15 protein-coding genes are annotated in these 18,733 nt (G+C 57.8%); 1 reads left to right on the plus strand and 14 read right to left on the minus strand.

From position 1 onward, the window contains the following. Nucleotides 1-256 precede the first annotated feature (256 nt). Nucleotides 257-916 (minus strand): YcxB family protein, encoded by a 660-nt coding sequence (locus tag JFT81_RS00750; RefSeq protein ID WP_201225520.1) that lies wholly within the window; start codon nucleotides 914-916, stop codon nucleotides 257-259. 109 nt (nucleotides 917-1,025) lie between these two features. Then, on the minus strand, nucleotides 1,026-3,014 hold the full coding sequence (locus JFT81_RS00755) for a type VI secretion system tip protein VgrG (protein ID WP_201225522.1): 1,989 nt from the start codon (nucleotides 3,012-3,014) through the stop codon (nucleotides 1,026-1,028). Nucleotides 3,015-3,388: 374 nt separating this feature from the next. On the opposite strand from JFT81_RS00755, the gene JFT81_RS00760 reads away from it, so the two are divergent. Then, the gene (locus JFT81_RS00760) at nucleotides 3,389-4,696 is read left to right on the plus strand and encodes an OprD family porin (protein WP_201225524.1); all 1,308 of its coding nucleotides are present in this window, start codon (nucleotides 3,389-3,391) and stop codon (nucleotides 4,694-4,696) included. 175 nt (nucleotides 4,697-4,871) lie between these two features. On the opposite strand, the gene JFT81_RS00765 is transcribed toward JFT81_RS00760, so the two are convergent. The 12 genes from JFT81_RS00765 to JFT81_RS00820 form a co-directional block, all read right to left on the minus strand. Next, complete coding sequence (locus tag JFT81_RS00765; protein WP_201225526.1) at nucleotides 4,872-5,492, minus strand: hypothetical protein; 621 nt, start codon at nucleotides 5,490-5,492, stop codon at nucleotides 4,872-4,874. 45 nt (nucleotides 5,493-5,537) lie between these two features. Next, complete coding sequence (locus tag JFT81_RS00770; protein WP_201226643.1) at nucleotides 5,538-6,476, minus strand: carbohydrate kinase; 939 nt, start codon at nucleotides 6,474-6,476, stop codon at nucleotides 5,538-5,540. A 13-nt stretch (nucleotides 6,477-6,489) separates the two neighbouring features. Beyond that, nucleotides 6,490-7,986: a xylulokinase gene (gene xylB, locus JFT81_RS00775; RefSeq protein WP_201225528.1), complete on the minus strand. Its 1,497-nt coding sequence runs from the start codon at nucleotides 7,984-7,986 to the stop codon at nucleotides 6,490-6,492. Nucleotides 7,987-8,116: 130 nt separating this feature from the next. After that, on the minus strand, nucleotides 8,117-9,589 hold the full coding sequence (locus JFT81_RS00780) for a mannitol dehydrogenase family protein (RefSeq protein WP_201225530.1): 1,473 nt from the start codon (nucleotides 9,587-9,589) through the stop codon (nucleotides 8,117-8,119). Between the two features lie 19 nt (nucleotides 9,590-9,608). Next, the gene (gene ugpC, locus JFT81_RS00785) at nucleotides 9,609-10,712 is read right to left on the minus strand and encodes a sn-glycerol-3-phosphate ABC transporter ATP-binding protein UgpC (RefSeq protein WP_201225532.1); all 1,104 of its coding nucleotides are present in this window, start codon (nucleotides 10,710-10,712) and stop codon (nucleotides 9,609-9,611) included. Between the two features lie 124 nt (nucleotides 10,713-10,836). Further along, the gene (locus tag JFT81_RS00790) at nucleotides 10,837-11,667 is read right to left on the minus strand and encodes a carbohydrate ABC transporter permease (protein WP_201148111.1); all 831 of its coding nucleotides are present in this window, start codon (nucleotides 11,665-11,667) and stop codon (nucleotides 10,837-10,839) included. Between the two features lie 8 nt (nucleotides 11,668-11,675). Then, nucleotides 11,676-12,602: a sugar ABC transporter permease gene (locus JFT81_RS00795; RefSeq protein WP_201225534.1), complete on the minus strand. Its 927-nt coding sequence runs from the start codon at nucleotides 12,600-12,602 to the stop codon at nucleotides 11,676-11,678. 154 nt (nucleotides 12,603-12,756) lie between these two features. Then, a complete protein-coding gene (locus JFT81_RS00800) occupies nucleotides 12,757-14,067 on the minus strand; it encodes a sugar ABC transporter substrate-binding protein (protein WP_201225536.1) in 1,311 nt (436 codons plus the stop codon). Between the two features lie 239 nt (nucleotides 14,068-14,306). After that, nucleotides 14,307-15,212 carry an AraC family transcriptional regulator gene (locus tag JFT81_RS00805; RefSeq protein WP_201225538.1) on the minus strand — a complete coding sequence of 302 codons (906 nt, stop codon included), beginning with the start codon at nucleotides 15,210-15,212 and terminating at the stop codon, nucleotides 14,307-14,309. A 76-nt stretch (nucleotides 15,213-15,288) separates the two neighbouring features. Beyond that, nucleotides 15,289-16,170: a phospholipase gene (locus JFT81_RS00810; protein WP_201225540.1), complete on the minus strand. Its 882-nt coding sequence runs from the start codon at nucleotides 16,168-16,170 to the stop codon at nucleotides 15,289-15,291. A gap of 201 nt (nucleotides 16,171-16,371) precedes the next feature. Beyond that, nucleotides 16,372-17,232, minus strand: a complete 861-nt coding sequence (locus tag JFT81_RS00815) for a phospholipase (protein WP_201225542.1) — start codon at nucleotides 17,230-17,232, stop codon at nucleotides 16,372-16,374. Nucleotides 17,233-17,358: 126 nt separating this feature from the next. Next, a complete protein-coding gene (locus JFT81_RS00820; RefSeq protein ID WP_201225544.1) occupies nucleotides 17,359-18,654 on the minus strand; it encodes a glycosyltransferase in 1,296 nt (431 codons plus the stop codon). Nucleotides 18,655-18,733 lie beyond the last annotated feature (79 nt).

The raw sequence follows: 18,733 nt of genomic DNA on the forward strand, positions 1-18,733 counted from the left end.
AACCAAGCTGAACGCCGGCTGTCAGGGAGAGGGCAATTTACCGAGGGAGCGTGGGGAGCAGAACAAGCGAATCAGGCGTCAGGGCTTTAGTTTTGAACGCGTCGGTGTCAGAAATGAGATGACCGCGAAGTAGCGATAGGGTCCTGGATGGCGGTGGAGTTGCAAAAACCGGAGAGCTGATCGCAGCAACTATCAAACCGAGCAGTGATTTTCTCATGTGCAAACGCTCGGAGTCGCTTGATAGCAGGCAGGCACGTCAACTGGCCAAGACCGGCACTCGGCGCAAAAACAGCTGCAAACCCTGCTCATACGAATCCGCATCCATTAAGTCGCTGTGTCTGGGGATATGATAGGCCTTGCCCTGACTGTCCAGTTTGGCGCAGGCAACCGAGTAAAAGTCTGGCGTTACCTTGAGCCGCACAATCTGCCCCCAGGCCAGTGCGCCTGTCGCGCCTTTGCCCTTTGTATTGATCAAAGTAAAACCCTGATCGTCGAACTGCAGGCGATAAATACCCTCAGTCGTCTTGAGTTGGGTTCTTAGCTTGATTTCGATCAAGCGCCGGTTTGCACTGCGAAAAGGCACGCGCGGCTTCGCACGGATATCTGCAATGCGCGCGCGCAAACCACTCAGCAGGCGAGCGGAACAGCACCACCAGCCGACCACAAAAATAAGGGCGAACAGAGCCATGGAGACGACGGTCTGGGGGTTGAATTCGCGCGCGGGGTAATAGATTGCCAACATGCCGCCAACCAGTCCAAGGCAACACAACAGCGGCGCGAGGAGACGATCCTGAAAGCCATTTACATGGTCCAACAACCGTGCCCGCAGTTGATCATCCTTGAGCATCTCTTGCGATAGCAGTGCGCCGATTCTGAGCTGCGTGTGCTCGGCGGTGATGGAGAACCGCAATTCCACGGTATCGAGCCCGACATTATTGAGAGAGGTTTATCTGTGTGAGTTTTGAGTCCCCCTGCAAGCCGGCGCGATCAGACGCCGGCTATGCAGTGCTTTCATCGAGGATCTGTCAGCTCACTTTGGGATTGACCGGCGCGTTTTGCGGCACTTTGCCCGCCTTGTCAGTTGCGGCCAACTTCGGAACCAACGGCGCAAGAATCCCGATGCCGGTACCTACCCCAGGCGCACCACCGGTATTCGCCTTGACCTCAGCGCCGCTGATGGTCACGCCACCGGCATCGACCTTCACAAAACTGCCGCCAGCCTTGGCCGTCAGCTCCATGCCGCCCTCAACCACAACCTTCGCACCCGCGTGGTAGTGAATCTCGGTCCCGGCCTCGACAAACTGCGCCGTACCGACTTTCACATGCTGGGTCACGCCCACGGTCAGGTGATCATCCGCGCGCATTTCACTGACGCGATCCAGATGGGTGATCCGGTGTTCTTCAACCTTGAATTCGCTCAGCGTATTGGCTTCGACGGTGTCGTGCCGTTCGTTGCCGACGCGGATCTTCTGGTCGTGCTCGATGTTCTCGTCCCAATCGCGCTGGGCGTGGATGTAGATCTGCTCGATGCCTTTCTTGTCTTCGATGCGGAACTCGTTATAGCCCTTGCCACCCGGCGAACTGAGGGTTTTGAAGGTGCTGCGGGTCTTGTTCGCTGGCAGGTCGTAAGGGACGACGTTTTCCTTGTGGTACAGGCAGCCGGTGACCAGTGGTTGGTCGGGATCGCCTTCAAGGAAGGTAACCAGCACTTCCATGCCGATACGCGGGATGGCGAGGCCGCCGTAAGCGCTGCCGGCCCAGCCGCTGGCGACGCGCATCCAGCAGGTGGTTTTGTCGTCGGCCTGGCCGTCGCGGTCCCAGTGAAACTGCACCTTGATGCGGCCGTATTGATCGCAGTGGATTTCTTCACCCTGCGGGCCGGTGACGATGGCGGTCTGGCTGCCGAGGACTTTCGGTTTCGGGTGTTCGAGGGCAGGGCGGTAGTGCGCGTCCCATGGGGTGGCGAGGAAGCTGTTGCGGTAGCCCTGGTGGAAATCGCTTTTGTTGTCGGTGACGTCGCTGGTGACGTTCTCACCAAGCACTTGCGGCTGTTTGCCTTCGTGGAGGACTTCGAGCAACAGCCACATGTCGTTCCACTCGGCGCGCGGGTGTTCGGCGAGTGAGAGGAAATGGCCGCTGGTGAGCGTCGGTTCATCGCCTTTGCCTTCGGCGAGTTTGAAGTCGCTGCGATGGCGTTCCAGCGCACGGGTGGAGAGGAATTTACCGCGCTCGCGGGTGGTGAAGCGGCCGGGATAATCGTAATCCTCCAGATCCGGGATGAATTCGGATTTTGCAGCGCCTTCGGGCCGGATCTGTGGTTTTTCGAAGTCATAATCGCGGCGGCTGACGCGGGTGGTGCGGGTTTCCAGGCGCAGGTTGAAGCGTTTGATCACCGGTTTGTCGGCGGCCATGCCGGAGTCTTGCTGGTAGCTCACGGCTTTGAGTTTGCGGAACACGGTCTGGTCGTCGCCGAACACCAGTTTGTGGCCGCTGCTGCTGTGCTGGAAGTGGAAGTGAATGCCTTCTTCCTCGCACAGACGCTGGATGAAATGCAGGTCTGATTCGTCGTACTGCACGCAGTAATCGCGTTCCGGGTATTCGGCACTGAGCTGGAAGCTGTAGGCGTCGGCGAGAATGCCGCGATCTTCGAGCACCTGGGCGATGATCTTCGGCACCGTCAGTTGCTGAAAGATTTGCTGATCGTGGTTGTGGCGCAGGTACGCCAGTTGCGGCACCAGGCTGATGCTGTAACGGGTCAGGGTCTTGCCGGAATCGCCTTGCTCGATGCGGTACACCAGACCATGGATCTTGCCTTCGCCAGTGGCGCCGAAGGTCAGCACACCGGGCTTGTGCAGCAGTTCTTCGAGCTTCAGGTCGGGGCGGGCGCTGACCAGTTCGAGGTCGAAACGGAACGGTTCATTGAGGGCTTCGCGACCAGTGAAGCTGAGGACTTGCAGGTCGGCGTTGGCGCCTTCGAGCGTGAGGGTGATGTGGGTTGCGTTGGCGTCCAGCATGCCTTGAATTCCGTCCGTTGAATAAGCAGGGGGTGGATGGTGCAGGATTAAATCGCCTCATTCAAGGCGCAAATGCCGTAGACGCCGGCTGTCGACGGTATAGGGAAAACCCTTAGGCGGAGGTTTTCGCCCAATGAAACCGGGAAGATTCATGGTCAGGGTCGGTGCTGATGACGCGATAACGTTCGAGCTGAGGTCGAAGAATCGTCAGTCAGTTTCAGACTAAAGTCGCCTGTAGCACGTCAAAGCCATCTGCCATCATTGCCACTCACCCCTGCGTATCCACTTCCTCCCGGCTCAACACTGACCCGGGACGGGAGCTATTTTTCTGGCTTATTGCGCCTCGCGCAAACGCTGTATTGTTGGAGTTTTTCATGCGTTCCCCATTCCCCCTCATCAACCCGCGCCAGTCGTTTGGCTGCGGAGCCTTAGTGTTGTGCGCCGGTTTTACTGCGCAGGCGCAGGCGCAGGCCAGCGGTTTCCTGGAGGACACCACGGCGAAAATCGAATCGCGCACGGTGTATTTCAACCGCGATTTCCGTGATGGGCACACCTCGAACGATCAGGGCGCCTCCAAGCGTGAAGAGTCGGCTCAGGGCTTTGTTCTCAACCTGCAATCGGGTTACACCGAGGGCACGGTCGGTTTCGGTATCGATGCACTGGGCATGCTCGGCTTGCAACTGGATTCCAGTCCCGACCGCAGCAACAGCGGCTTGCTGCCGTCCAGCGGGCAGGATCCGCGCGGCTCAAAGGGTCAGTACGCGAAAATGGGCCTGACCGCCAAGGTGCGTATTTCGGACACAGTATTGAAGTACGGCGCGCTGCTGCCGGATCTGCCACTGCTGAAATACAACGACGGTCGTCTGCTGCCGACGATGTTCAACGGCGCGATACTGACATCGAAAGAAGTCAATGACCTGACCTTCATGGCGGCGCGTCTGGACAAGTACACCGCTCGCGATTCCACGGATTCGCAAGACATCCGCGTGCACTGCAAGAACAAGCGCTATGCGTGCAACACCGCCGCCGATCATTTCGACATGTATGGCTTCGACTACAAGATCAATGAGCGCCTGAGTGCTCAGTATCACTACGCCGAGCTGGAAGACATCTATCGTCAGCATTTCGTGGGTTTGCTGGCCAATCAGCCGTTGGCTGGCGGTCTGTTGAAGGCTGATCTGCGCGTGCTGAAAAGTGCCGACAGCGGTGATGCCAAGGCAGGTTCCATCGATAACCGTGCGTTGAGCGGCATGCTGTCCTATGCCATCAGCGGCCACACGTTCAGTGCCGGTTGGCAGCGCATGAACGGCGATAACTCGATGCCGTACCTCGATGGCAGCAATCCTTATCTGGTCAACTACGTGCAGGTCAACGACTTCGCCGCCGCGCAAGAGCGCTCGTGGCAGTTGCGGTATGACTATGACTTCAAGGCGATCGGCATCAATGGTCTGAGTTTCCTGACCCGTTATGTCAACGGTGATCACATCAAGGTGTTGGGCAGCAATCAAGAGGGCAAAGAGTGGGAGCGTGACAGCGAGTTGAAGTACGTGATTCAGACCGGCACGTTCAAGGATGTGAGTTTGCGTTTGCGCAATTCGACGTATCGCACCAACTACGAGAAGTTTGCTCGAGATGTCGATGAGACGCGGTTGATCGTCAGTTATAACTTTTCGGTGTTGTAAGGCATCGAGTTGTAGCGCCTGATCGATTGCTTTCGCGAGCAGGCTCGCTCCCACAGGGGATCTTCACTAAAAACCAATCCCCTGTAGGAGCTGCCGCAGGCTGCGATCTTTTGACTTTGTTTTTAAAAGCAAGATCAAAAGATCGCAGCCTGCGGCAGCTCCTGCATGGGGGCGTTTATAACCAGTGCCAGAACCGGCTCCAGAACCCCCGATTCAAATCCTCTTTGCAGCCGGCATATTGCTGGGCGTACATGTCCGAGCGATTTTGCACCTTGCGCGCTGTCGGCATCAGCCAGGCTTTGCTGGCGTAAGTCTTGTTGCGAAAGCCACCCCAGCCTTCGTGGTAATTGAGGTACTGGTTGTACGCGTCGTATTTGTACACGCCGTTGATGGTCGTGGTTTTGTCCATGTACCAGCCGACAAAGTCGATGGCGTCATCGAAGTCTTCACGGTCGGCGCCGTGCCTGCCGGTGCTTTTCTGGTAGTCGGACCAGACTTCGTCTTTGGCCTGCGCGTAACCCGAAGCCGTGGTCACCCGACCCCATGGAATGATCCACAACAGGTATTTACGCGGGGTCTTGGCATCGTAGCGATAGCCGGACTCCTGATACATGATTGCGAAGGGCACCTGAATCGGCACCCCCCAGCGCTTTTGCGTGACCTGTGCGGCGTCGTACCAATCGCTTTTTTCCCGGAAGATCTCGCAGATGTTTTCAGGCGAGCGGGGCGGCGAGGTGCCGCAACCGCTCAACAACGTTGCAAGTGTCAGTAGTCCCAGCGTCTGCCCGTATTTCAAAAGCCGTTATCCCGTCGTGCGCAAAAAAGGCGACAGTCTACGCGCTCAGGACAATTGGTGACGATAGGGCAGATCCGGCCCGGTCTTGCTGCAGGTCAGCGCAGCGGCTTGTACGGCGAACTTGAGCATCGCGTCGATCTGCTCGCGAGTGAGTTGCTGCACACCTTCCACCGAATCCAGGCCTTGTTCGGTGAGCCAGGTGATCAGTGCAGCCTGAAAGGTATCGCCAGCGCCGACGGTATCGGCGATTTTTACCGTACACGCCGGTACCGACCAGGAACCATGAGCACGGCTGAACACCGTCGCGCCCTCGCCGCCGCGCGTGAGAAAAACGATCTGGCAGCGATGTTCCAGCCAAGCCTCGATCACCCGCTGCGGATCCTGCTCGGGGTATAGCAGGTTGAGGTCTTCGTCGCTGACTTTGATCAGGTCGGCCAATTGCACCAGCGTGGCAATTCGCTCGCGCCACAGATCGATGTTCGGCTCGGGGTTAAGGCGCACATTGGGGTCGAGGCTGATCAGGCGTGTGCCGCTTTCGCGCTGCACCAGTGTCAACAGGGTGTCGGCAATCGGCTGCACCACCAGCGAAAACGAGCCGATGTGCAACCCGCGTACCTCTGGTCCAAGGACGGGCAGATGCGCCGCGCTCAACTGCCGATCAGCGCAGCCCTCGCCACGAAAGCTGTAATGCGGCGAGCCATTGGCGCCCACCGCGACCATTGCCAGCGTGGTCGGCGCGGCGAAATCCACCAGATAGTCCGGCCGCACACCTTCCTCCTGCAGTACTTGCTGCAAGCGGCGGCCGAGGTAGTCGGTCGACAGGCCGGCGAACAGCGCCGAATCCACGCCCAGCCGACGCAGTCCCACGGCGACGTTAAAGGGCGAGCCGCCGGCAATCGCCTTGAAATTCACTTTCGAGGCCAGACCGCTGGCATCGTCTTCGCTGAAGAAATCAAACAGGGCTTCGCCACACACCAGGTACATAGTTGTTTGCTCTTTATAGGGTTGCGACATGCTGTTGATAGCGTTCATAAGCCTGCTGAAACGCCGCGACATCGGCGGCAACCGGCAGGGTTTCACTGTTCAGATCAAGCTTTACACAGCGCTGACAAAGCTCGGCGAGGGTTTCTTCGTGGCCGTTCGACCAGGATTTGCACCACGCTGCCTGAATCGCAGCACCGAGGGCTGCGGCTTCGCTCTGCTCGGTGCAGATGACCGGGGTGTTCATGATGTCGGCAACGATCTGTCGCCACACCGGGCTTTTCGAGCCACCGCCGATCAGGCAAATGCTGCGGCTTTGTAAACCATTCTGGCGCAGTAAATCCAGCCCATAACGCAAACCGAATGTGGTGCCTTCAACGGCGGCACGGCACAGGTTGGCTTGGGTCAGATTATCCAGCGTCAATCCGTGCAGGCTGCCGGTGGCGTGGGGCAGGGCGGGAACACGTTCGCCGTTGAAGAACGGCAGCATGCTCACGCCTTCCGCACCGATGGGTGCTTGGGCGACGAGTTCGTTGAACCGGTCGAGATCCAGCTCGAACAATTCGCGAATCGCGCCGGTGGCATTGGTCAGGTTCATGGTGCAGATCAGCGGCAACCAGCCGCCGCTGGAGGAGCAGAACGTGGCGACGCTGGCATCCGGGCTGACTTTCGGGGTTTCGGCGTAGGCGTACACCGTGCCGGAGGAGCCGAGGCTCATGGTGATCGCGCCGGGCTGAATATTGCCGGTGCCGATAGCGCCCATCATGTTGTCGCCGCCACCGCTTGCGACCAACGCGTTGGGGTTGATGCCGAGATGTTCGGCGATGGCCGGCAGGATTGCGCCGACGGCCTCGTGCGCATCGATAAGTTCAGGCAGCGCCGCTTGCAGACGTCCACTGGCGTCGATGTCACGCAGCAGCTGCAAATCCCACTGGCGTGTGCGCACGTTGAAATAGCCAGTGCCGGAGGCGTCGCCGTATTCGCTGCAGGCACGACCAGTGAGCCAGAAGTTGAGGTAGTCGTGGGGCAGCAAAATGCGTGCGATGCGTGCGAACACGACCGGGTGTTGCTCCTTGGTCCAAAGCAGTTTCGACACCGTGTAACCGGGCGCGATGACCACACCGAGGCGTTCGAGCGAGCCTTTTTTACCACCCAGATGCGTGAGCAAACGATCGTTCTCGGCACTGGTTTCGGTGTCGCACCAGAGCTTGGCCGGGCGCAGGACTTCGCCTTGATCATCGAGCAGCACCAGACCATGTTGCTGGCCGGAAACGCCGATGCCGAGGATCGACTGGCCATCGACATTCGCCGCCAACAACGCGCGGCGGGTGGCGAGGGCGAAGGCTTCCAGCCACTGGCGGGTGTCTTGCTCGCGACGACCGTTGGCAGCACTGATCATCGAGTGAGCGGCGGCCCCGTGGCCAAGTGCCTCGCCGCTGGCGGCATCGAGGATGATCGCTTTTGTGCCTTGGGTGCCGCAGTCGATGCCGAGGAAGAGTTGTCGGGTTGTCACAGTGAATCCTCAGGGTGTCAGGTGTTACTGGGTATGGCGCCTATTCGCGAGCAGGCTCGCTCCCACAAGGAACGCATTTCAAAATGTGGGAGCGAGCCTGCTCGCGAAGGCGTCAGTTGCACCGCATCACTCAGCCAAGAATCCGTTCCAGAGTCCGGGTCACACCCACGTCTCGCAAGCTGTCGCAGCACCATTCAAACGCCGCGACAAACTCTGCCGATTGTGGAATGGCCGTACCGAAAATCTCCTCGACTGCCAACAACCGCTCAGTGATCAACGCATCATCGGCCACCAATGCCTGACAAAACGTTGCCCGCGGATCCGGTATTGAATAGGTATCACCATTCTCGTCGACACCCTTCAAGTACAGCGCCCAGGCCGCCACGACCAACGCCGCACGCTTCGTCTCGCGCCCATCGGCAATCAGCCGATTGATCGTCGGAATGGTGAACTTGGGAAACTTCGACGACCCGTCCGAGCACACGCGCTCAAGCTGATCGGCAATCGCCTGGTTGGAGAACCGCGCCACCAGCGTGTCTTTGTAATCGCTCAGATCGATCCCCGGCACCGGCGCGAGTTGTGGGGTGACGTCGAGATCCATAAAGGCGCGCATGTAACGCACGAACAACGGATCGTTCATGGTTTGGTGAACGAAGCGATAGCCCTTGAGGAAGCCGAGGTACGTCAGCGCCAAGTGACTGCCGTTGAGCAATTTGATCTTCATCTCTTCGTAAGGCGAGACGTCGTTGGTGAACTGCACACCGACCTTTTCCCACGCTGGCCGTCCGTTGACGAACTTGTCTTCCAGCACCCATTGCACAAACGGCTCGCAGACCACCGGCCAGGCGTCGTCCACCGCATGTTTGTCGGCCAGTTGCAGGCGATGCGCGGTGCTGGTCATTGGTGTGATGCGGTCGACCATGGCGTTGGGAAAACTGACGTTGGCGTCGATCCAGTCGCGCAGTTCAGCGTCGAGTAGCGATGCGAAGGCCAGCAGTGCCTTGCGAGTCACCGCGCCGTTGTGCGGGAGGTTATCGCAGGACATAACGGTGAACGCCGCCGTGCCGGTCGCGCGGCGTTTGGCCAGTGCCGCACAGAGAAATCCGAACACGGTTTTCGGCGCTTGCGGGTGCGCCAGATCATGTTGCACCTGCGGCAGGTGCGCCATGAACTCGCCGTTGCTGTCATCGATGCAATAGCCGCCCTCGGTGATGGTCAGCGAGACAATACGGATGTGCGGGTCGGCGAGTTTATCGATCAGTGCTTGAGCGCCGTCCTCGGCCAGCAGCATGTCGCGGATCGCGCCGATCACACGGACTTCGGTGTCATCGCTGTCGCCGAGTTCGAACAGGGTGAACAGGTAATCCTGCTCTTTGAGGTCGTCGCGGGCGCGGCGGTCTTCGGCGCGCAGGCCGACGCCGCAAATCGCCCAGTCCAGTGCTTCGCCGGTGTTCATCAGTGCGTCGGTGTAATACGCCTGATGTGCGCGATGGAAGCCGCCGACGCCGATGTGGGCGATGCCCTGGCGGGTGTCATTGAGGTTATAGGCCGGCAATTTGACTTCGCTCGCCAGGCTATGGAGATTCTGTTTATTGAGTTTCATCGGGCAAGTCTCTTGAGTATCAGGCTGCCGCGCGCAGCGGACGGGTGAGCGCCACGCCGTCTGCGTCGAACAGGTGGCAGTGGGCGGCGTCCAGGTGCAGGCTCAATTGTTCGCCATAACGACTGGCCAGATCACCGCGCACGCGCATGGTCAGGGCTTCTCCAGCGCTAGTAGTGACATGGCAGAAGGTGTCGCTGCCCAGGCGTTCGCTGACGTCGGCGGTGACTTGCAGAGCGCAGTCGCCCGGTTGCGCCAGCTCCAGATGTTCCGGGCGAATGCCCAAAGTCACGGCGCTGCCGACGCTGAGGTGGGCGACGTTGAATGGCAGGGTGATGCGCGTGCCGGCGTCCAGCGAAACCTCACAGCTCTGGCCATCAATGCGGGCAATCTTGCCTTTGAGGAAACCCATTTTCGGCGTGCCAAGGAACCCGGCGACGAACAGGTTGGCCGGGTTGTGATAGAGATCCAGCGGCGAGCCGACCTGTTCGATCTTGCCGCCATTGAGCACCACGACTTTGTCGGCCATGGTCATCGCTTCCACCTGGTCGTGGGTCACGTAGATCATCGTTGCTTGCAGGTCTTTGTGCAGACGCAGCAGTTCCAGACGCATCTGCACTCGCAGCGCAGCGTCGAGGTTGGACAGCGGTTCATCAAACAGGAAGATTTTCGGGTTGCGCACAATGGCGCGCCCGATGGCGACGCGTTGTCGCTGGCCGCCGGAGAGCTGTTTGGGTTTGCGTTCGAGCATCGGCCCGAGTTCGAGAATGCGCGCGGCTTCGCCGACTTTTTTCTCGACTTCGGCTTTCGGTACACCGGCCAGGTCGAGGGCGAACGACATGTTCTTTTTCACGGTCATGTGCGGGTACAGCGCGTAGGTCTGGAACACCATCGCCAGATCGCGCTTGGCCGGGCTGACCTCGGTGATGTCGCGACCATCCAGCTCGATGGTGCCGCCGCTGACTTCTTCGAGGCCGGCGATCAGGCGCAGCAGGGTGGATTTGCCGCAGCCCGAGGGGCCGACGAAGACCACGAATTCCTTGTCGTTCACTTCAAGGTCGATGCCTTTGATGATGGAGAAGCCTTCGAAGCCTTTTTGCAGATTCTTGATTTTCAGGTTGGCCATGATGATGGGCCTCCGCGTTGTTTTTTTTAAGATCAAAAGATCGCAGCCTGCGGCAGCTCCTACAGGGGGACGGCATGCTTTATGTAGGAGCTGCCGAAGGCTGCGATCTTTCGCTTTTCAAATTTCATTTCACGGCGCCGAAGGAGAGGCCGCGCACCAGCTGCTTCTGGCTGATCCAGCCGAAGATCAGGATCGGCGCACAGGCCAGGGTCGAGACCGCCGACAACTTGGCCCAGAACAGTCCCTCGGGGCTTGAGTAAGAGGCGATCAGCGCGGTCAGCGGCGCAGCTTTTGACGAGGTCAGGTTCAGTGACCAGAAGGCTTCGTTCCAGCACAGGATCAGCGACAGCAGCACGGTCGAGGCGAGGCCACCCTTGGCAATCGGCAGCAACACGCGGACCATTTCCTGCCACAGCGTGGCGCCATCGAGACGTGCCGCTTCGAGGATGTCTTTGGGGATGTCCTTGAAGTAGGTGTAAATCATCCAGACCACGATCGGCAGGTTGATCAGCGTGTAGATCACGATCAGCGCGATGCGCGTGTCGAGCAGGCCGAAACTCTTGGCCAGCAGGTAGATCGGCATCAGCACGCCCACCGGCGGCAGCATCTTGGTCGAGAGCATCCACAGCAGCGTGCCCTTGGTGCGCTGGGTTTCGTAGAACGCCATCGAGTACGCCGCCGGCACCGCGATCAGCAGGCACAGCGCGGTAGCGCTGAACGAAATCACCACCGAGTTCCAGGCGAAACTGAAGTAGTCGCTGCGCTCGTTGATGTGCAGATAGTTCTCCAGCGTCGGCGTGAAGATGAACTGCGGCGGCGTGGCGAAGGCGTCGATTTCGGTTTTGAAACTGGTCAGCACCATCCAGAAGATCGGGAAGAAAATCACGATCGCGATAGCCCAGGCGAGGGTGCCGAGCAGCAGGCTTTGCAGCCGGCGGGATTGTTGAAGAGTCATGGCGGGCCTCAGGCTTTGTCAGTCAGGTTTTTGCCGATCATCCGCACCAGAATGATCGCCGCGATGTTGGCAATGACCACGGCAATCAAGCCGCCCGCCGAAGCCATGCCGACGTCGAACTGCACCAGCGCCTGGTTGTAGATCAGGTAGGCGAGGTTGGTCGAGGCGTAGCCGGGGCCGCCGTTGGTGGTGGTGAAAATCTCGGCGAATACCGACAGCAGGAAGATCGTTTCGATCATCACCACCACGGCAATCGGGCGCGCCAGATGCGGCAGGGTCAAGTGCCAGAAAATAGCGACAGGCCCGGCGCCGTCGAGACGCGCGGCTTCTTTCTGTTCCTGGTCGAGGGACTGCATGGCGGTCATCAGAATCAGGATCGCGAAGGGCAGCCACTGCCAAGAGACAATGATGATGATCGACAGCAGCGGGTAGTGCGCCAGCCAATCCACCGGTTGCGCGCCGAACAGCTTCCAGACGTAGGCGAGGATCCCGGAAACCGGATGGAAAATCAGGTTCTTCCAGATCAGCGCGCCGACCGTGGGCATGATGAAGAACGGCGAAATCAGCATGACCCGCACGATGCCGCGACCGAGAAATTCGCTCGCTTCCAGCAAGGCACTGATGAGCACCCCAAACACCACGCTGATCAGCAACACGCTACCGACCAGCAGCAGGGTGTTGGTGGCACCGGGCAGAAACCCGGAGTCGGTCAGGAAGTAGCTGAAGTTCTCCAGCCCGACGAACTCGTTCTCGCCGGGGTTGAGCAGGTTGTAGCGGATCATCGAAAAGTAAATGGTCATGCCCAGCGGCACGATCATCCACAGCAGCAACAGGGCCACCGAAGGGCTGACCAGAAACCAGCCGGGATTGCGTACGCGAACCTTGCGCTGGGGTTGCGACAGGTTGAGGTGGGCTTTGGTAGTTGAAGTATTCATGGCGATCACAACCGAGTCATACAGACCTATGAAGATCCCTTGTGGGAGCGAGCCTGCTCGCGAAAGCGCTGGATCAGTGCCATGTGTATTGGCTGGCACGATGCTTCGCGAGCAGGCTCGCTCCCATAGGAGGCAGGAGCAAGTCGTTCAGCGTTTACTTGGGGTAACCGGCGCGCTTCATTTCGCGCTCGGTGGTTTGCTGCGCCGCCGTCAAGGCTTGATCGACCGTGGTCTGGCCGATCAGCGCTGCCGAGAACGACTTGCCGACCTGGGTACCAATGCCCTGGAATTCAGGAATGGTCACCAGTTGAATGCCGATGTAAGGCACCGGTTTCAGTGTCGGTTTGCTCGGGTCAGCAGCCTTCAGCGACTCCAGCGTTACCTTGGCGAACGGCGCGGCGCTCATGTAGGCATCGCTGTAGGTCGAGGCGCGGGTGCCAGGCGGCACATTGGCGATGCCGTCGGTCTTGGCCACCAGTTCGCCGTACTCCTTGGATGTCGCCCAGGCACTGAACTCTTTGGCGGCGTCTTTGGCCTTGGAACTGGTCGGAATCGCCAGCGCCCATGAATACAGCCACGCCGAACCTTTGTCGGTGACCTGATGCGGGGCAAACGTGAAGCCGACATGGTCAGCGACTTTGCTCTGGGTCTTGTCAGTGACAAACGACCCGGCAACGCTGGCATCGACCCAGATTGCGCATTTGCCGCTGTTGAACAGGGCAAGGTTTTCATTGAAACCGTTGCTGGAGGCACCCGGTGGGCCGGATTTCTTCATGGTGTCGACGTAGAAGTTCAGCGCGTTTTTCCACTCGGGGCCGGTGAATTCCGGCTGCCACTTCTCATCGAACCAGCGTGCGCCGTAAGCATTGGCAACGGTGGTGATCAGCGCCATGTTCTCGCCCCAGCCAGCCTTGCCGCGCAAGCAGATGCCGTACTGCTCTTTGTCTTTGTTGGTGAGTTTTTCAGCGAAGTCGGCGATCTGTTCCCAGGTTGGACGCTCCGGCATGGTCAGCCCGGCATCCTTGAACAGATCGGTGCGGTAATAGGTGATCGAGCTTTCCGCGTAGAACGGCAAGGCATACAGCGAACCCTTGACCGACAACCCTTCACGCACTGACGGGAATACATCGTCGAGGGCATAGTTGGCCGGCAGGTCCTTCATCGGTTCAAGCCAGCCCTTGGCTCCCCACAGTGCCGCTTCGTACATGCCGATGGTCAACACGTCGAACTGACCACCCTGGGTGGCGATGTCGGTAGTCAGGCGTTGGCGCAGAACGTTTTCTTCCAGTACCACCCAATTGAGCTTGATGTCCGGATGCTCGGTCTCGAAGGTTTTCGAGAGCTTTTGCATGCGGATCATGTCGCTGTTGTTGACGGTGGCGATGGTCAGGGTCTGGGCGCCAAGGCTGACGCTGCTGAGGGTCATGCAGGTGAGGGCAAGCAGAGCTTTTGCAGTGGGTTGCATCGTGCACTCCTTTTCTGCACCCAGCGGGTGGCAGAAGGACAGTTATTGTTTTTGTGTCTTCCGAAGGCAGGAAGAATGTGCACTGATTACAGCCTTCAATTGCCGGACTGACAAATCATCCGTAGCACTTGAACCGATACTTTTTTGCACTGGCCCAAAATCAAAAAATCGCAGCCGTCGGCAGCTCCTGCCGCAACCAGTGCAGGAGGTGCCAACGGCTGCGATCTTTTGATCTTGATTTAAGCGTGGTTCTGCTCGGTAAGCCGCTGTACCGCGAGCCGCCGATAATGCGAAGGCGTCATGCCCTTCAACTGCTGAAAACGCCGATTGAAGTTGGAAATGTTGTTGAACCCCGACTCGAAACACACCTCGGTCACCGGTTTGTCACCGTCGGCCAGCAACTCGCAGGATTTGCTGATGCGCAGTCGGTTGACGAATTCGATGAAATTGCGCCCGGTTGCCTGTTTGAACACGCGGCTGAAATACGTGGGTTTCATGCCCAGATGGTCGGCGACCTCTTCCAGCGTTATTTCCCGAGCGTAATGGCTGAAAATGTAATCGACCGCGCGGTTGGTGCGATCGATGTTGTGTTCATCGGCCAGTTGCGGCGTGGTGGCGCCGGACAGCAACTGAAAGTCATCGCTCGCCGCGAGCAACTCCATCAGGATAAAAAAGTGCCCGAGTCGGGTGACGCCCTTGGAGTCGGCAATCCGCTGCATCAGCGTCATGGCCTGGCGGATGGTGCGTTTGCAGCGAAACTCGATGCCGTATTGCGCGCGTTCCAGCAAGGGCACCAGGGTTTTCAGCTCGGCGAACACCTGATGGCCGGTTTCAAACAAGTCGTCGGTGAAATTGACCAGCATGTCGCGTTTTTCCACGACTTCATCTTCGGCCACCTGGCTGATCCAGTTGTGCGGCAAATTCGGGCCGGTGAGAAACAGCGTCTCCGGGTAGAAGTTGCCGATGTAGTCGCCGATGAACACCTTGCCTGAGCTGGCGACAATCAAGTGCAGTTCGTACTCCTTGTGAAAATGCCAGCGAACCAGCGGGCAAGGAAAACCGTGCTGGCGATAGATGATGGATAACCCGTTGTGGTCATCCATCAACTCGTAGGAAGGATCGGTCACGCGAGCTGTACGGGTCATGTCTGGGCGCTTTTTTTGTTATCGCCGGCCAATCATGCCCCTTTCTCGCTGGCTTCTACCACCCGCATCTTGCGACTCAGCCCCTTGTCAGCAGCGCATCACCGTAAACGGCCTTCATGCTCGTAGCGCTCCAGCACAAGCGGACGATGTCCGATTCCTCGAAAAAGTCGATATTGATGATGCTGCAGCGGGTCACCCAATCGCGCGTGGTATGAAACCAGTCATTGATTTGGTTTTTGATATGTTGCGGGCCTCCCACGAGCGAGTAGCTGGTGGCCGAAAGTGACCACAGAGCCCGTGGATAGGGGGCTCTTTCGAGGATTGTCTTGATGTACGAGTACACGCCGCTGGTATCGTTTAGCCGTTTGCCGCTCCACTTGTGCCAAATGAAAGGCCAGAAGTAATCCTCGTCCAGTTCGCGTTTGGCAGCAGCGGTCGCCACCACCCGACGCTGGGTGCTCAAACGCTTAAGTTCCCCTACGGTCAAGTGCGCCTCCGCTGAGGGTATGAGATACGGGCCCAAACGTTCGATCAGCAAGTCGTTGAAACGTTGATAATCAAACGGCTTCGCGGCATCGCCCAGCTCATGGAAGTCGAGCACGATGAATTCGTCCCGGTTCTGTCCGAGGAAGGCAATGACCGCCGTGATCAGTTCATCAAGCGTGCGCCCGGACTGATAGCCATTGTGGTGAAAATAGAACGACGGATTTTGCGCTGAAGCTGTGTAGCCCAGGCGTATATCGAAGGCTCTGGCGCCATTGGCGAGTTGCCAGGCAAACGAGTCGTTCTGACAGGTTGTCCAATTGCCGCGCAAGGTATCGTAGTCGGGGGCTTTTTTGTCCATGCCACAGTTATGCGTGCCGGGCCAGATGACATCGGTCAGTTTCAGCCGACTGATGTCCAATACGTTACTCATCCAGGTCCGTTTATCCAGTTCGCCTGTAACGATGCTATTCATGACCAGTCCTTTGGTAATCTTCGCGCCCATCCGTGGTGCGAAGTGATTTCATCGAAACGGATATCGCAAGACGCAACACCCGTTGTTCGCCGTTGATCATCGGCTTTCATGTAATAGCGTAGAACTCAATTGCAGGTTCGCCAGTGTTTGACACATCCGCACAAATATAGCGATTTAATAGCATGGTTGTTTGCGGTTTGATCAGCGTGCTTTTAACAGGTTGATGACTCGACAAAAGTCAACAAGCCTTGACTCTTCGATAAAGTCGACATTGATGATGTTGCATTTGCGCGCCCAATCGCTTTTCTGTGGATCGAACATGACGTCGAGTTCGTCGTGTATGTCAGTGGGGCCACCCACACTGCTATAACACGTTGCGGATAAGGTCCAGGTGTTCCATTTGCTGGGCGGGGTTTTCAATACGGTGGTGATAAACGCTTTCAGTTCGTCGATGTTGGTGGTTGAGATGCCGGACCATTTACTCTGTACTTCTTCGTTGAACAGATCAGCGTCCAGGTCGCGGTGCCCAGGGGCGCAAACGAGCACTCTTTGTAGTGGGCTCGACTGTTTGATTTCATTCAGTGTGAAGTATTTTTTATGAGAGGGAATAATGCGGTGGCGCAGAGAACGCAGCATCAATTCCTGGAATAGTTTGAAGTCAAATGGGCCCTGGTTGCTCTTCAGGTTTTTGAAATCGAGAATGATGAACTCATCAGGGTTTTCATAAAGAAATCGATTGAGGTCGGTGAGTAGATTTCCCAGCGTGCGCGAAGAGAGAAATTCGTTATGGTGAAAGCGAAACCGGTCATGCTCCTCTTTAACACTGGCATCGTATAACAAGCGTACGTCCAGCGCCCGCGAGCCATTATTCAGCTGGCTATAGAATGATTGATGCTGACAGGCAAGCCAGTGCTTTCCCGGAACAAGTGCATAGGAAGCCTGCCAGTCACAGCCTGAATTGTGTGTGCCTGGTAACGTTAGTTCATTCAGGGTCAGACGGCCTATGCCCATGGTTTTGGCCATCCAGTTGCTGTTTATATTATCCAGGTTGTTGTTGCTCATTGAAGCGTCCTTGCATCAGCTTTGCAGTTATATAGAGTGGTGTGGTTGAGGGGTGTTGCGTAATAACTGGTTTATAACGCTTGGCGCGTTGCACGCCAAGCGAGGGCTTAATGCAAGTTGTGTAGGTTATTGCTGTTTCAGGTTCTTCGCTTCAATCCATTGCGACATATACTTAGTGCTTTTGTGCTGGTGGTGCCGCAACATGCTGCCAGTGAAGTTATTTGTTCGCAGTGTTGTCAGGTTCTTTCGGCAGTGTTGCAGTTTGGCAATCAGTGCCAAGCCATGTTCGGATTGTTTATATCGATCCATCAACAATGTTTGTCCCTTCGACTGCGCCTGTTGCCAATGCAGTTTGTCGCAGTACAGCCGAACGGCTTCGTCGGCCAGTGCCTGCGCCGAAACGCAGACTGCGCCAGGCCATGGATGGTCACCCTGCATCGCCTCTGCGCCAATCGGCGTAGTAACGCTTGGCGTACCGCATAACATGGCATCGATCAATTTGCCTTTGATCCCGGCGCCGAAACGCAACGGCGCCAGACACACTTTGGCAGCAGACATCACTTGCAGAGCATCTTCAGCCCAGTTCATGACATGAAAACCTTGCGCGGGATTGTGCAGTGCCGTGGCTTTCGGTGGGGTGTAAGCGCCATAAAGGTGAAGCTGTGCCTTTGGCAGTTGTTGGCGGATCAGCGGCCAGACTGTCGACTTCATCCAGAGCACTGCATCCCAGTTAGGCGCGTGGCGGAAGTTGCCAATACTCAGAAAATGTTCACGATCATCGAATGCGCGTGGGGCCGCGGTCGGCGGGTCAATCATTAGCGGGCACCAGTGCAGCAAGTCTGCCGGCAAGCCGAACTGCTCACGCAGCAGTTCGATCTCTACCTCGGAGATCATAAGGTTCAGATCACACCGATAAAGCGCAGCAATTTCACGTTTGGCCAGATCGGTATCCGCCATCAACTCGAACTCTTCGCGCAACGCTCGGGTAAACAATTCGCTGAAGTCGTCCTCATTGGCGTCGGCCTTCAGGCGGTCCTTGAGGCGTTGATGACGTGCATGTCGCAGGCTTTGCAGGTCTGAAGTTTCCAGCACGCGCAGCGCGGTTGGACAATGTTCTTCGACGCGCCAGCCGAACTGTTCTTCCATCATGAACTGGTCGAACAAGACAATGTCCGGCGCCAGCTCGCGAATGAATGTGTCGAAACTGCTGCTGTTGAGTTCGATCGGCACTTCGCGGATGCCCAGTTCCGCCAGATCCGCCTTGTGTTCGCCTGGGCCGGCCGGGCTGCTGAAGGTAATGTCCCAGCCTTGTTGCAGGAATGTTTCGAGGATTTGCATGACGTGCCCGCTCGCCGCTGAGGAGCGCGGCTCTGGCCAGACGTATCCGATGACCAGGACTTTGGTAGCAGCGGGTTGAATCATGGACAACATTCCTTCACGGCGACGAGGGGAAAAAAAGGGCGCAATTAAACCACAGGGGTAAGGTATGCGCCCGATTGTC

It is taken from the genome of Pseudomonas sp. TH43 (assembly GCF_016650635.1).
Lineage (GTDB): Bacteria > Pseudomonadota > Gammaproteobacteria > Pseudomonadales > Pseudomonadaceae > Aquipseudomonas.